This window comes from Thalassolituus maritimus, from assembly GCF_900156675.1.
In the GTDB taxonomy this organism is placed as follows: Bacteria; Pseudomonadota; Gammaproteobacteria; order Pseudomonadales; family Oceanobacteraceae; genus Thalassolituus; species Thalassolituus maritimus.
The window spans coordinates 115105-129885 of sequence record NZ_FTOH01000002.1 but is presented as its reverse complement, the minus strand read 5'-3'; the positions used below and the strand labels follow the sequence as shown (position 1 = coordinate 129885).

Genomic DNA, 14781 nt, shown 5'->3' with positions numbered 1-14781 from the left:
TCAGGCCGATGATAGGTCGGTGTTAGAAGCGGAGCAGGGTTGTGAATACAGTTTCGGAAGGTAATAACTCAGTGATTAAAGGGTGGCTTCATCAGCTAAGACGTTCACGTACTCCGTCGTTGGGGCAGCGTGAGTTAAATGCGCTGGATGTCGTTTGGGCGAAAGGCCAGTGTTCTGCTCAGGACGTGCTCGACGAACTCGACGACGATGTCAGCCTGAGTACCGTACAAAGCACCCTGGAGCGTTTGCATCGCAAAACCCTTCTCCAGCGAACTAAGTCAGGGCGTGCGTTTCTTTATCAGGCAAAGGTTACCCGTTCAGAGCTGATCAGCAGCCTGATTCACGACATCAGCGATGATTTCGGTGCTGAGGACGGCACGGCACTGATTGTCGGGTTTATTGATTTTCTTGCTTCTACTGATCCAGACCTGCATCAGCGGATGCGGGGTGCACTGGAAAACCCCGACGATTTAGACTCTCCTGAGCCGCCATGCTGAGCGGTATGGGCGAAGTTTTTCTCTCTCTGATACTGAGCCTCATAGGTTGCTCAGCGATCAGCGCGTTTGGCTACTCAATGGTATCTCGCTTATTTTCTACGTCGCTGGTGTATTCCGCGAGTACCTTATCTTTTTGCTACGGCATCATCCCTGTTCTTGCGTCAGTCTCTGTGGCCATCATGCTCCTGAAGCCTCACTGGGCGGAACTGTTCTTCCATGAACATTGCCACGGAAACGTCTGTGGCCCTCATGTGCCGGACGTCAGTAATACCATCGCAGGTATATCGTTTGCCGCTGTGGCTGCGTTGATGGTGGGAGTCACTGTGTATTTTATCGGGCGTCAGGCGTGGCGTAGCCGGCGCCGCCAGAGCACCTTAAGAACACTGGCAAACGAAGTTTCACCAGACCAGTGGTCGCGAGTTCCGGGAGCGGCTCCTGTGGCGTTTACCGGCGGTTTATTACGGCCTCATATCTATGTATCAGACGGCATGATTGATGTTTTGTCTGACGATGAACTGCAACTTCTACTCTTGCATGAACAATCGCACATGCGCCACCGCGACCCTTTAGCGCGGTTTATTCTGAACTGGTCGACCCGGTTGTGGCCTCGTCATTTGCGCCGGCGATTTCTTGCGGACCACGCTCTGTGTTGTGAGCAGCGCGCAGATTATGAAGCCGTAAACTACACCGGGAGAGAAGGCGAGCTTCTTGCCATGCTGGAGCGACTTTCAGAATTAAGGGGTGTGAAACAGTGTGAGTATGTTGAGCAGCGCCGGTTGGCGTTAAGAAATAAGGTGCCTTCTGATAATCGAGGAAGAACAGCAGTTCCGTTACTGGCAGGCCTGTTTGTTACAGAGGTCGTACTGCTGACTTACCTTGTTCATCCAGTAATGGACTTTATATTGATGCTTGAGTCGTAACTTTATCAGCACAACAAAAAAGGGCGCCGTAGCGCCCTTTTCTATTTTCGTAAAGCAGGTTCAGCTTACAGCTGAGGGCCTGCGTTTACGATGGCGTCAGATACGTCGTACTTCTTGAAGTTTTCAACGAACTGAGCAGCCAGGTTCTTAGCCGCACCTTCCCAATCGGAAACGTTTGACCAAGCTTTGGTTGGGTTAAGCAGAGTTGCATCAACACCTTCCAGAGAGGTTGGAACCTGCAGGCCGAAGATTGGCAGTTCTTCAGTGTCTGCATCACGCAGAGCACCAGACTGAATTGCAGCGATGACAGCACGGGTCGTCGGGATGCTGAAACGCTCACCGCCGCCACCGTTAGGACCGCCGGTCCAGCCAGTGTTAACCAGGTATACCTGAGAACCGAATTCAGTCACACGCTTCATCAGCAGTTCAGCGTAAACGCCTGCTGGACGTGGGAAGAACGGAGCACCGAAGCAGGTAGAGAAGGTCGACTTAAGACCTTTAGAACCACCCATTTCAGTAGAACCTACCAGAGCGGTGTAACCAGACAGGAAGTGGTAAGCCGCCTGCTCTTTGCTCAGGACAGATACCGGAGGCAGAACGCCAGTCATGTCACAGGTCAGGAAGATCACAGCTTTCGGTTCGCCAGCCATGTTCTCTTCAACGCGCTTCTCAACGTGAGTCAGCGGGTAGGCACAACGACCGTTTTCAGTCAGCTCAGTGTTGCTGTAGTCAGCAACGCGAGTGTTTTCGTCGATGGTTACGTTCTCAACGATCGCACCGAACTTAATCGCGTCCCAGATGATAGGTTCGTTCTTCTGAGACAGATCGATTGTTTTTGCGTAGCAGCCGCCTTCGATGTTGAAGACCGTACCTTTGCCCCAACCGTGCTCGTCATCACCGATCAGGTAACGCTCTGGGTCAGCAGACAGGGTGGTTTTACCGGTACCAGACAGACCGAAGAACAGGCAGGTGTCGCCATCTTCGCCAACGTTTGCAGAGCAGTGCATTGGCAGTACGTCTTTTTCTGGCAGCAGGAAGTTCTGTACACCGAACATCGCTTTTTTCATTTCACCTGCGTAACGCATGCCAGCCAGCAGTACTTTGCGCTGTGCGAAGTTAACGATCACTGCGCCGTCAGAGTTAGTGCCGTCGCGCTCTGGAACACATTCGAAACCAGCAACGTTCAGGATCTGCCACTCTTCCTTATCAGAAGGGTTGTAGCTTTCTGGCAGGATGAAGAGGTTGCGGCCAAACAGGTTCTGCCATGCAGTCTGAGTGGTCATTTTTACTGGCAGGTAGTGCTGTGGATCAGAACCCACGTGTACCTGAGATACGAAGCTATCGTGCTGGGCCAGATATTCTTCTACACGCTCCCACAGGGCATCAAATTTGTCCGCGTCGAATGGGCGGTTGATGTTGCCCCACTCAATCGCGTCTTTGCTGCTTGGCTCTTCAACGATGAATTTGTCCATCGGAGAGCGACCTGTACGCTTACCGGTTTTGATAACCAGAGCGCCGTTATCCTGCAGTTCACCTTCGCCGCGGGCGATGGCTTGTTCTACCAGGAGAGGAGTAGATAAATCGGTGTAAACAGTCATATCGATGCCCCGCAGGGTCCTCGTAAATTCAGTACGGCTTGTGGCCATACTTTGTATCTCAATAATCCGCCCTGAAGGGTGCCCGGGCGAGCCCAAAAGTTTAAGGCGCGCAATTATGCCAGAAAATTCATTGCGCGCTAAGCCCCGTTGGTCGCTTTTTGACCGATAATTATTCGCAGCAGAGCTAAGTTGTTGTTTTATCTGGTTTTACTGGAGATTCTGCTCCGGGAAGAGTTCGTTAACCTGCTCTTTATCGAAACTGTATGCCTGCTTACAGAAATCGCAGTTGATGCTGATTTTTCCTTGTTCTTCAATGATTTGCATCAGCTCGTCTTTGCCGAGCTGGTGCAGTGCATTGCCGATTCTGTCTTTCGAGCAGGTGCAGAAAAAGCTCAGTTCGCTCGCCGGGTAAGTACGTACCTGCTCTTCGTGGTAAAGGCGGTGAAGCAGGACATCATTGTTGAGGTTGATCAGCTCCTCTTCTTTGATGGTGCTGGCCAGATGAGTGAGACGATCCCACGCATCCGGATCATCGCTCTGCTCTGATGGCATCTGCTGTAGCATGAAACCGGCAGCATTCTGGCCATCGCAGGCCAGCCAGAAGCGTGAACCCAGCTGCTCTGACTGCTCAAAGTAGTCTTCCAGCGCGCCAGCGACATTACCGCCTTTGATCAGAGTGATGCCCTGATAACGCTGGCCCACTTCAGGCTCGACAGTGATGATCATCTGGCCGTCGTCGAAACTCAGTTCGCTTTCTTCGGTACCTTCTTCATAACGGGCGATGGCTCGCAGCTGACCTTGGTCGCTGGTTTCGGCTTGTAGCAGGCTGATGTTGCCCGGCAGACGAATCTGTAAGGTCAGGCGCCCTGTAAATTTGAGGTTGGCACTCAGCAAGGCGGTAGCGGCCATCAGTTCACCGACGGCTTTAGCGATCCGCGTGGGATACTGATGACGCTTCAGTACTTCGCGGTAGCTCGCATTTACGTGAGCCAGCTCGCCGCGGATATTGGTATTGTCGAAGCTGAAGCGTTGCAGGCTATCAGCGCTGTTTGGAGTGTCAGACATTCTTCAGTAGTCCTGATTGTGCTCAAAGCGGCGCATGTCACGACGCTCTTTCTTGTTTGGTTTATGGTCGGGTGCCGCTTGTGAGGCTTTGACGACCTTGCGGTACTCCGCTTTGTCCATCCGCGCTTTGATGCTCTCGGGAGTTTCCTCGTAGAGCAGACGTGCTTCCGGGGCGCCGCGGCGTTGTTCCGACAACGCTTTAATCATGACAATTTTCTCGTCGAAGCCCTGCCGGATCGTCAGTTTGGCGCCCACGTCGACGGTTTTACTGACTTTGCAGCGCTGGCCTTCGTAATGCACCTTGCCGCCTTCAATTGCGCCTTTTGCCAGCGCGCGTGTCTTGAAAAAGCGCGCGGCCCAGAGCCATTTATCGAGTCGGATTTTGTGTGTCTGTTCGCTCATGCGTCCTCGAAGTTCGCGTTGGTAGGGCTGTCGATGACCTTGTGTGCCATGGATGGCACACGAGAGCCTCCATGGATGGATTCACGGCGAGTCAGAGACGGCCCTGGCAATGCAGAATTCGGTTTAAAATTTGAATTCGTCGAAGTGGTGAATGCCCGGAAAGCGACTGTCGGTATTAGGCGCTTTCTGGCTGTCTGGATGAAAGATCGTCAGCAAACAGCGGATACCCCATTTCTCTGCCGATTCTAACACAGCCTGGCTGTCGTCAATCAGTAGGGAACGCTCTTTATCAAAGGGTTCTTCGCGTTGCAGATGGTCCCAGAACGCCTGACTTTCTTTCGGCTCTTTATAGTCATGCGAGCTGATGACGTGATCGACGAGTTTATCGAGCCCGGTACGCTCCATTTTCAGGTCCACACTGTCGCGGTGTGCATTAGTGACGATCACCGTGCGCTTGCCAAGCTTCTTCATGGTATCGAGGAAGTCTTCCACATGCGGGCGAAAACCAATTTTGTCCTGCACATCGCGCTTAAGCTCAGCGATGGGCAGGCCCGTAAGGTCACTCCAGTGATCCAGACAATACCAGTTAAGCGTGCCACGCAGGCCGACAAAACTTTTGTTCAGCTCTGCGAGCGCTTCTTCTTCTGAGAGGCCGTGATGCTCGGCGTATTTACTCGGCACGTGCTCCAGCCAGAAGTAATTGTCGAAATGCAGATCGAGCAGGGTGCCGTCCATATCTAACAGAACCGTGTCTATCTCTTGCCAGTCTGGCATCGTCATGCGCTAATACCTTACGAAAAGTGTTCACCGACTATTTAAACAGGGCTGTCATGCATAAAAAACCCGAAATCCTGAATCGCCACATGGTCGCAGAAAGTCGCCTGTTCCGGGTGGAATCCATTGACCTCAGGTTCAGTAACGGCGTTGAACGAACTTACGAACGACTGGTGCCCGGTGGCAGCGGCGCCGTCATGATGGTCGCTCTGCTGGATGATGAAACGATTGCCCTGATACGTGAATATGGGGGCGGTGTTGAAGATTACACCCTTACCCTGCCAAAAGGTGCGGTGGACCTGGGCGAATCGATGCGTGATGCCTGCAACCGCGAACTGCAGGAAGAAATTGGCTTTGCCGCACGCGAGTTCATTTATCTGAAGAAAATGAGTCTGTCGCCAAGCTACATGCGTGGCGGCATCGATGTGGTACTTGCCCGTGATCTGTACCCATCAAAGCTGGAAGGCGATGAGCCAGAACCACTGGAGCTGGTTGAATGGAAGCTCAAGGATCTGACCGAGCTTTACGGCCGCGATGACTTTAACGAAGGGCGCGCAATTGGTGCCTTAGCGGTTGCGGTTGAATATCTGAATGGCCGCTTTGAGGGCACGCCGCTCTAGCGAAATCTGGGTGTAACTTCTGATGTCGAGCAGCGAAGACGAGAAGCTCCGTCTTGAGCATGAAGCGGCCAAGCTGTTTATGCGGGCGTACGAGAAAGAAACCGGCCATAAAATACGGCATTTGTGGCACAACCTTCCTACGAAGCCCGATGTATCCTGTCTGCTTGAAGGGGATAAGCTCGATATTGAAGTAGCCCATCTATACGGCAGCGAGGCCGAGGCCATGAGAATTCTGGGTCGGTCGCTGAGTGCTGAGACACAGTCGGCTTTGGCGGAACAGGAGCTGGAGCACAATACCGATCAACGTCTGGTCAGTGCGCTGAACCGGATACTGCGCCAGAAAGCCCAGAAAACCTACCAGAGCCAGCGTGTCTGGCTACTTATCCGCAACGCACACCCGCAATGGAACGCGCGCAAGATCATTCAATTCATCAATAAGATTCAGGTGCCTACATCTCACCCGTTTGAGCAGATCTGGATACTGGGCGATACGCATGGCAAACCTGGCATCCTGCAACTGGCCTGAACTATTGGCAACAGATCATCTGCTGTCACCGTAAGGTAAAAGAATCATCCTTATGGCGGGTTGACCCCGATGCTCCGCACGCTTAGGTTGGGCTGTCAGTATTCGCGAAACATGGAGGTTTTCATTGAGGATCTGCACCCCATTTTTTTTGTTTACATGTATCGTATTTTATAGCTTGTCATCAGGTGCTACGGCTGCACCGCCTCGCATGGTGGCGTTTTTTCCTGTCGAAACACAGGTCTGTCCGTCAGGATGGAGTGAATATAAACCTGCTAAAGGTTATTTAATAAAAGGCACCGAAGACGCGGGCCTGATAGGTGTGAGCGTCGGTGACCCGGTGCAGGACACAACTGCACCCACGCACCGTCATGGCATTAAAACGGTTCTACCTTTAAGGCGAATTTCAGTGAACCTGTTTGGTGGACCTGAGCAGCGGGTTACCAATACCAGCGTGGAAGTCAGCGGTTTGAGTTCAGACTCAAACGGTGGGTTGTCCTACGTGCAGTATTTAATGTGCGAAGAAAGCATTCCTCAGGCAGGTGAGCCATCACTCAGTATTTTTTTACCGCGTAACAGCGTGCAATGGTTTTCAGGAAGGACCTGCCCAACCGGCTGGGAAACCTATAAACCGCTCGTTAATGGTGGAGGCCGGACTATTCTGCCACTGCCTCGTGATGCTCAGGCCTCTGCTGCGGGAGCTGTTGTAAATGGCAACGATCAGCACACTCACGGCCTGAGTTTTAACGATAAAGAGAATGCTCAGAAGATCAACCTGACGACCGTTAAAGAAGACAAAACCTATTTCGCGAACCCGTTCAAAACGACCAATCTCGCCAGTGGTTTCGTCCCGGCGTTTAGCGATACCAGTGCTCAGGGAGTTCGTAGTGATATTGAGGCAAAAAACGGCAACGTACTGGTGCCGTATACCTATCTTCGCCCGTGCGTTAAAACCAGTAAAACCGTCAATATTGCCGAGCTTCCGCCCGGTATGGGCAGTTTTACGAAAGGATATGCCTGTCCTACCGGGTTGAACAGCGTGACGTCTGCTGCCGGACGCTTTCCGCTTGGTCTGCCACCTCAGCTGGCAGGAAAACCGAAACCTCTGAGTGGCACAACCTTTGGTGCTGACCCGTTAACATCGGAATCCAATCCGCAACACCTTCACAGTGCCGATATCCCGGTAACACTGAATAACTGGGGGGCAGATCAGAAACCGATCATTGGACCGTGGCGGTATGTCGGTCTCAGTCCGGGGTCGTCGAAAGCCGTCGGTGATACAGAATTCAACACGATGACCTTCCCTTACGTGCAACTGAAGTTCTGTCGTGTTCCCGGATGATCGTTCGGGATAGTCTCCAAAATATCAGCAAGGAGTAGCTACGTATGACCAAATCAGATCCGGTAATCAAACTACCACTGTCTTTGAATGCCAGTGTCGATACCATGCAGGAGCGATTGGCGATTAAAACGTCGCCTGTTGCAGCCGATTCACGTAATAAGCTGGTGGCGATCCATCGTTCTGATGATTCAAGCATTCATCATAAAACTGATCTGTTGGGCGTGCGACAGCAACCCCACCCAGACATTACGGGTGCAACGCAGACACTACTGATGCATTACTACGAAGATGACACCAGTGCCTCAGGCTGGAGTCATATCGAAACACCTTTGCCAGATATGGTTGATCCTACCAGCCCGGAAACCGTACTGAGCGGTGTCGGTGCGTTAACGGGTTTTTATCAGAACGGAATTACTTATCTGTTTGTGCAGTATCAGTCGCCCGTCGCCGAGCACAGCCGCAGCGTAAAAATAATGTGGTCGGTTATGGAAGGGGGCCACCCAGTCTGGCACGAAAAAAAATGGAGTCATCAGGGCGATGATGCCCGTTCGGTTCTTGCTTCAGTGCGTCAGTTGTCGGTTCATCGCAGGACCGATGGTCAGCATGTGTTGTACGGAATTACCCGTGGTTTTGGTGACCCCGAGCGCGATTTGGGCAATGAAGAATTTTTTATGGTGGTGCCCAAAGCGCCCAATGATAAAAACAACATCACGGTTCACGATATTGCTTTCGACACTCTGCACGATACGGATAACGAAATCCCTGGTTGGGCGGGCATCGAAAACGCAGGGATTTATCAGTTAGCAACGCCACTTGAGGGCGAAGTCAGCGCCGATGCGAACCGATACACATTGCTTAGACTGCGTAACGGTAATATCGATATTCATACCACGACCGTGACGCCTCCGAGTCGTTTTTACGCGTATCCGCAACTGGAATTTGAAAGTGGTTCGGTGAGTGTAGACAGTGACGGCGTCGATTTATCGCAGGCGCGTGTGTTGACCATTCCGGCCGGGCTGACCGATTCTGTTTTGATCCATCAGCCCGATGGAGACTTGGGGGTTCTTGAAGGGTTGCATTCGTCTTCTCCAAAATACCGGTCGTTAATTGATCCGCATGGACCGGCCCGTATCGACCGGCTGTCGATGGGGGTCACTGGAATGACAGGTAGCGCGGATGCCGGAATTGCAATTTATGCAACTGAATCCGGTAACTCGCGTCTGTGGTTATTACGCCTGAACAGCGAACATTCCGATTGGGTATGCCTCGGTGATCAGGTCAGTGACATGGTATGTCCGCGCATAATCCCTTATGGCTCTGAAATCTTTCTCGTATCGCCAGATGCCGGAAGCATTCGGTTCAAGCGTCAACACCCATTAACGCAGACCTGGTCGACGGATGAGATTGCAGTTGCCACGACGGACCTGAGTAACGTTGAGCCAGTCAATGCCCACGTGTTAGACATCGAAGTGCAGGATGCCCGTCTGATTCCCTGTCCGGGGCAGACCATTTTTCTGCGTTCTGATGCGCCTTGCCTATTGTATGTTGATGGTATGGCTTATCGTAGTGGCCCCCTTATGCCACTGGCGCTGACGACCAACAGCTACGGGCGTATTCGTGCAGTGATACCAGCCAATGGATTAAAAGCTCCGGAATTTACGGCAGAATTAAAAGAGACAACAAGTATCAGCATTCAGCCTAATGGCCGGGTATCTGAACGTCTTGCGGGCAATGCCAAAGGCTTTAACGTCAGTAAAGAGATTGCTGAACTGGCTCCTCCAGAGCATCGTAGCGGTGTTACACAACTGGTAAAAAGCTATGGTGATGCCGCGAGTAAAGCCAAACGTGGCGTCGATTGCGACGGCAGCGTGCGTAAGCAGTACCGCATGAGTGCGGCCGCGGAAGGCTTGTTTGTTGAAGAGCCTCCATCGGTTGGTATTACAGGACTTTCGGGTGCGATCACGCTCCCCGGATTTGCCGGTGACATACTTAACTCTATCCGTCAGGGAATAGAAGATGTCGCGGAGTTGGTGGTTCGTGTACTGGATGCCAGTGTTGAGTTTTTTATTAAAATCGGAGATGAAATCGTTAAATTTACCAGTGATGTATTCGACTCCATTGTGGATGGCTTCGAAGCACTGGGTGAATTTCTCGGGCGGGTTTTTGAGAAGCTGGGTAAGGTTATTGAAGACATCGGCGAAAAAATTCTCAAAGCGGTCAGCTTTATTTTCAGCGGAGATGACGTCTTCGCTACCAATGATGCGATTCAGGCGACCGTGAAAGGTGGCTTTATGGCTACCGCAAACTCGGCTGCAAAATTGGGCCGGACCATGAATGCTGAATATCAGAAGCAGATCGACAGAATGGATGCCGATCTCGATAACCTTATCGGTCAGGCACAGCAAGCCGCTGGGGTGCGCACTAAAAGTACCGAGCAGTCAGTATCCGCGGGCGGAATGAGTATTCCTGCACCGGCTACCTTAGTAAAAACTAACCGCGCCGGTAGTGATGTCATGGGTGGGAACCAGGAAAAACTGGATGACAGGTATCTGGCCTCTGATATTCCGGCAACGGAAGCCGAAGTCCTGAATAATCTGATTGACCGACTTCACTCCAACTTCGAGAGAGAAGTCGTTAGTGTGATCAAGGATATGAGCGAGCTGATACAATCGAACGACAGCTTCCTCAATAAAATCACCGCTATGCCATTTGAAATTCTGCGGCTGCTCAAGGGCGTTATTAAAACCATCGCAAAACTGATGGGCGATGTACTCGAAGCCGCACTCGAGCTGGTGAGAATTCTTGTTGGCCGCTTATTCGATGCGCTCGAAAGCAAAATTGATATTCCTATTCTTAATACGTTGGTGCAGTTATGGTCAGGTGATAAGAACAGGCAACTATCCTTTTTCGATATCATTACTCTGCCATTTGCGTTTGTTGGAACAGCCATCTGGAAGATCATTTCAGGAAAGGCATTGGTAACTCAGGAACAAACGACAGGTTATGTTCCCTGGGCTGAAAATCTGGGGGCTACCATGGATCTTGAGGCCGCCATCAATAAAAGCACCCCGCGGAAAAGTAAGTCAAAGCACAAGTCGGTAGGTGCAGCTGCTGTGACGGATGGCGAGAATAAAAACTCGAGTGTAGATGGTATAAAAACCTTCCTTATAATTATGCTGGCGCTGACGCTAATTACTGCTGTGGCAGGCATTCTGTTTGGCTTGACGTTACAGCCAATTGCCACGGTGGGAGAAATTGCGACGGATAATTCAGGGCCAGCGGGAACAGTTCTGACCGTTATGCTGGCCGTCAGCATGATTATTCTGGTTGTCTCGAAAATGGTGGTTATGTTTTATGAAGCCATCGAAGGGGTGCATGTACCCGGAGGAAAAGCCATGACAGACGATGAGCATACGTCGTCAATCGTTATGCTGACATTTTCGCTGATCGCAATGGTCTTGTTGGTTATTGTCGCTATCGTTGCTGTCGTGATAAAGAACGCCATAAAGCTGGTGATTCCCGATGATATTGCTAATTTTTTCATTAACATATTTTCCGCGCTGGCGAGTCTGGTTCTGATGATTATTTCCATTGTCAGTATTGTTGGTCAGTTGTCTGACAACGGCACTGGGGATAGTGAAGATCAGTTGTGGGGTGTTGGCCTGGAAACAGCCTCGGCGATTGCATCCCTCATTAAGTGTGGGTCAGCGATCTGTGTGATAGTGGCGACGCGGTTAATGCGTACAGAGCCTGTTAGTGGGGCCGTTATGACCGGTGTTGCGGTGGCCTGTCAGACGGCAGGAACGCTGTTGTCTGAGGGGGGGACTCTGATCAGCTCGGGCCGGGAGATGAAGATGCTCGCCTGACCCGCAAGATGGGTAAGACTATGCTACCCTTCTGCCACTTTTCATAAGGGGTTGAGGTATAACATGGCCGTCGAAGGCGCAGTACTCACCAGAGGGTCGGTTGGTCGACATCTTTATAATCAGACCCTCCCTATGGTGGTCGGTATTCTGGCATTGATGTCAGTTGGTCTTCTGGATGCCTACTTTATTGGCAACCTTGGTAAAGATCCCCTCACGGCCGTTAGCTTTATCTTCCCGGTGGTGTTTGCTCTGTCCTCGCTTGGTGTTGGAGTGATCGCTGCCATTGCTTCTGTTGTTTCGCGGGCGCTAGGTTCGGGGCAGAAGCACAAGGCTCAGAGTCTGGTGGCTCTGGGAATTGTGGCAGCGGGTATTTTTGGCATTGTTATCACGGTGCTCCTGTTGCTCTTCAAACGCCCATTGTTTGAAGTGATGAATGCTTCTCCAGACCTGTTGCCATTAATCGACTCCTATATGACCCCCTTTGCGTTCGGCTTCCCAATGTTGTTGATTAATATGGGCGGTAATGGTGCTCTGCGTGCTCAGGGCATGGCGGGTAAGGCGTCTCTGATTCTTATGATGATGGCTTTGGTCAACCTGATACTCGATCCTATCCTGATCGCCGGTATTGGTAGCTTCGAAGGTTTCGGTATTAAAGGCGCGGCTTACGCCACGGTGGCGGGTTGGACGCTGGCGTCCATTCTGGCACTGGTGCTGATTGCGCGAAGTCCTGTCGGCCTGAACTTCTCACGTTTGAAAGAGGCGCATCCGGGTGAGGATATTCGTGCTCTGTTGAGGGTGGGTGCCCCGGCGGCAGTATCTAATTCCGTAAACCCCGTCGGCCTGTCTATCATGACGGCATTACTGGCGAAGTACGGCGATGCCGCAGTCGCGGGGTTTGGTGCCGGTGGTCGCTTGCAGGCGCTTGCCGTCGTACCTTTGTTGGCGCTCTCGAGTTCGATTGGCGGAATCGTTGGTCAGAACTGGGGGGCAGGCTATGGCGACCGGGCTCGTCGGGCGTTGTGGATGGCCATTGGCTTTTGTGTGGTGTACAGCCTGACGGCGGGCGCTTTGCTGGTAACCTGGCGTGAGTCTCTGGCGACAGTGTTTACTGATAGCCCAGCAGTAATTGATGCTATTTCAACGTATCTGATGATCTCTGTCTGGGGGTATGCCGGCTTTGGTGCCCTGATCGTTGTGAATGGTGCGTTTAACGCAATTGATCGTGCTTACTGGGCGCTGGGGCAATCGGTCGTTCGTGTTGCTTTGATTATGGTACCTGTAGCGGTTGGCTTGAGTCTGGTGCTTGAGTCGCGTTCGATTTATGCCGCAGAGCTTATTGCTAACCTGGTCGGTGGCTTAGTGGCTATCATCCTTGGTCGTGCGTTACTGGATGATCGTTGGTTGCGGTCATAATTTCATACTGTTTCCGGGACGATGGCTGGTACAAATTTAAGCTTTTAAATGAATTCAGTCGAAGTATATTGCTCGATAGTTCCGTTTTCAGAATGTAAACGTATAGTCAGGTGATATTGCCAATATACAAGGAGTTAAGATGTCTAAGATAGACGATATCCTCGGAAAAATTGAGTCGTATGAATATACGCGAGAGGAACTGTTGAAACTGAAATTAAATGCTATTCGCGCCAGAACTTGGGGAGAGGAAGGAAAAAACAAACTTCTCGCCGCCATTGAGTATGCGCTTGAGCATATGCCAGTTGATAAAAATAGAAAGACTGATCGAGAAGTTATCATCGACAAAGGCGATTATAAGATCAGCCGTGGGGGGCGTGATGGAGGAAACTTAGCCAGGTTAGAGGCTATTGCGATGAGCTTGTCGAAGGTTCCTGGTATATCGGACATGACGATACTCAAGACTCAGATCAGAATTTATTTATATGGGAAACACTTTTTTGCTGGACTTAAAAGTACAGCTAATGACTGCTGGATTTCCTGTCGCGAGGATCACGGAGTTTCGGAAGAAACCATCTCTGCATGGGGTGAGATTGGCGTAGTAGAGAAGAGCAAAAACTACGATAATCCTTGTATCGGCTTGCGAGCAGATTCGCCAGAAAAGCTGGCTGCGGGTATTGCAGCAGTCCAATTTATTTAGACATTGGTAGGCGCGCCGGCTTTAACAATGCTGAATCCAGGGCTAACTATCTTTGACTGATATTAGATATAGCTCGATATTCCCCGCACTTCAGGGAGGCGTCCAGCCGGATGTCTCCAATCGCTACACGATGTAACCTCAATACCGGATTTCTAAAGTGCCCGAACATACGTTTTATCTGGTGGTACTTGCCTTCAGTTAACGTCACTGTTCCGGTATAGGGAGTCAGTCGCTCAAGGGTTGCTGGCTTAGTAGTAATACCTTCGAACGAAAAATAGATGCCTTCTTTAAAGGCCATCACACACTCGTCGCTTATTGGGTTCTCCAGTGTCACTTCGTACACCTTTGCGACTTTTCTATCGGGTGCCATGAGCGCCTCAGACCAGTCGCTGTCGTTAGTCAGAAGCAGTAAGCCGGAGGAGTTCAGATCCAGTCGCCCGGCAATATGCATATCGCAAAGTTCAGCTTCAGGGAACCCTGCATCACGGAGCACATCAATGACGGTTGGATGAATATCGTCTATTGTGGCACTGACGACACCAACCGGTTTATGCAGCAGGACATAACGGCGAGTGCGATTCTGTAGCTCTTTGCCATCCAGAGTAATACGCGAGAAGTGATCAACCGGTTGATTGATGTCGGTCGCTACCCGTCCGTCTACCGTGACGCGGTTCTGCGCTAAAAGCGAGCGAACCGAGCGCTTCGGTGTGCCTGTGGTAACACTTAAAAACCGATCCAGGCGATAACGCTTCGCGGTCGCCACGTTCAGCGATTTTTCCAGATGTTGGCGACCGCCTTATCATTGCCTAGAAAGCCAACAATTAAACAAACCAGACCGATCAGCCCGAAAATAATCGCCGGGAATGCGCCGCCCGCCTGACCTGCCTGAACAGCAACCCAACCGCCGGCACCCGACAGTACGAGAAACAAACTTCCTACGGCAATCAGAATGGTTCGGTGAGACGCTTTATAAACGTATTCATCTTTGCTGTTTTCAAAGATATTCAGGATCGGAGCAAAGAGTTTTCTTAGAGCGTTTTTCATAGTAAATACTTTTTTATTGA

General features: G+C 51.2%; 14 protein-coding genes. 8 read left to right on the top strand and 6 right to left on the bottom strand.

Features of this window, described 5'->3' with window-relative positions; all coding sequences use genetic code 11:
- Positions 1-41: 41 nt before the first annotated feature.
- Both BW941_RS03465 and BW941_RS03460 read left to right on the top strand, forming a co-directional pair.
- A complete protein-coding gene (locus BW941_RS03465) occupies positions 42-497 on the top strand; it encodes a BlaI/MecI/CopY family transcriptional regulator (protein WP_076514286.1) in 456 nt (151 codons plus the stop codon).
- Positions 491-1417, top strand: a complete 927-nt coding sequence (locus tag BW941_RS03460) for a M48 family metalloprotease (RefSeq protein WP_076514285.1) — start codon at positions 491-493, stop codon at positions 1415-1417. Before BW941_RS03465 ends, BW941_RS03460 begins: the two co-directional genes overlap by 7 nt.
- A 65-nt stretch (positions 1418-1482) precedes the next feature.
- Here BW941_RS03460 and BW941_RS03455 read toward each other — a convergent pair whose 3' ends face one another.
- The 4 genes from BW941_RS03455 to yrfG all read right to left on the bottom strand — a co-directional run bounded on the left by BW941_RS03455 (position 1483) and on the right by yrfG (position 5262).
- Entirely contained in the window at positions 1483-3015 is a 1533-nt protein-coding gene (locus BW941_RS03455) for a phosphoenolpyruvate carboxykinase (RefSeq protein ID WP_076514545.1), read from the bottom strand.
- 207 nt (positions 3016-3222) lie between these two features.
- Positions 3223-4080, bottom strand: coding sequence for an Hsp33 family molecular chaperone HslO (gene hslO / locus BW941_RS03450; protein WP_076514284.1), 858 nt, complete (start codon positions 4078-4080; stop codon positions 3223-3225).
- Between the two features lie 3 nt (positions 4081-4083).
- On the bottom strand, positions 4084-4482 hold the full coding sequence (hslR, locus tag BW941_RS03445) for a ribosome-associated heat shock protein Hsp15 (RefSeq protein WP_076514283.1): 399 nt from the start codon (positions 4480-4482) through the stop codon (positions 4084-4086).
- A gap of 123 nt (positions 4483-4605) precedes the next feature.
- Complete coding sequence (yrfG, locus tag BW941_RS03440) at positions 4606-5262, bottom strand: GMP/IMP nucleotidase (RefSeq protein ID WP_076514282.1); 657 nt, start codon at positions 5260-5262, stop codon at positions 4606-4608.
- A gap of 50 nt (positions 5263-5312) precedes the next feature.
- Here yrfG and nudE point away from each other — a divergent pair, with 50 nt between their 5' ends.
- The 6 genes from nudE to BW941_RS03410 all read left to right on the top strand — a co-directional run bounded on the left by nudE (position 5313) and on the right by BW941_RS03410 (position 13717).
- Complete coding sequence (nudE, locus tag BW941_RS03435) at positions 5313-5876, top strand: ADP compounds hydrolase NudE (protein ID WP_076514281.1); 564 nt, start codon at positions 5313-5315, stop codon at positions 5874-5876.
- A gap of 22 nt (positions 5877-5898) precedes the next feature.
- Positions 5899-6402: a hypothetical protein gene (locus BW941_RS03430; RefSeq protein WP_076514280.1), complete on the top strand. Its 504-nt coding sequence runs from the start codon at positions 5899-5901 to the stop codon at positions 6400-6402.
- Between the two features lie 208 nt (positions 6403-6610).
- On the top strand, positions 6611-7741 hold the full coding sequence (locus BW941_RS03425; protein WP_076514279.1) for a hypothetical protein: 1131 nt from the start codon (positions 6611-6613) through the stop codon (positions 7739-7741).
- Between the two features lie 44 nt (positions 7742-7785).
- On the top strand, positions 7786-11607 hold the full coding sequence (locus BW941_RS03420) for a hypothetical protein (RefSeq protein WP_076514278.1): 3822 nt from the start codon (positions 7786-7788) through the stop codon (positions 11605-11607).
- A 63-nt stretch (positions 11608-11670) separates the two neighbouring features.
- Positions 11671-13020, top strand: a complete 1350-nt coding sequence (locus BW941_RS03415) for an MATE family efflux transporter (RefSeq protein WP_076514277.1) — start codon at positions 11671-11673, stop codon at positions 13018-13020.
- A 139-nt stretch (positions 13021-13159) separates the two neighbouring features.
- Positions 13160-13717 carry a hypothetical protein gene (locus tag BW941_RS03410; protein WP_076514276.1) on the top strand — a complete coding sequence of 186 codons (558 nt, stop codon included), beginning with the start codon at positions 13160-13162 and terminating at the stop codon, positions 13715-13717.
- Positions 13718-13763: 46 nt separating this feature from the next.
- Here BW941_RS03410 and BW941_RS03405 read toward each other — a convergent pair whose 3' ends face one another.
- Both BW941_RS03405 and BW941_RS03400 read right to left on the bottom strand, forming a co-directional pair.
- Positions 13764-14480 (bottom strand): pseudouridine synthase, encoded by a 717-nt coding sequence (locus BW941_RS03405; RefSeq protein WP_139325729.1) that lies wholly within the window; start codon positions 14478-14480, stop codon positions 13764-13766.
- Between the two features lie 2 nt (positions 14481-14482).
- On the bottom strand, positions 14483-14761 hold the full coding sequence (locus tag BW941_RS03400; protein ID WP_068439824.1) for a hypothetical protein: 279 nt from the start codon (positions 14759-14761) through the stop codon (positions 14483-14485).
- Between the last annotated feature and the right edge of the window lie 20 nt (positions 14762-14781).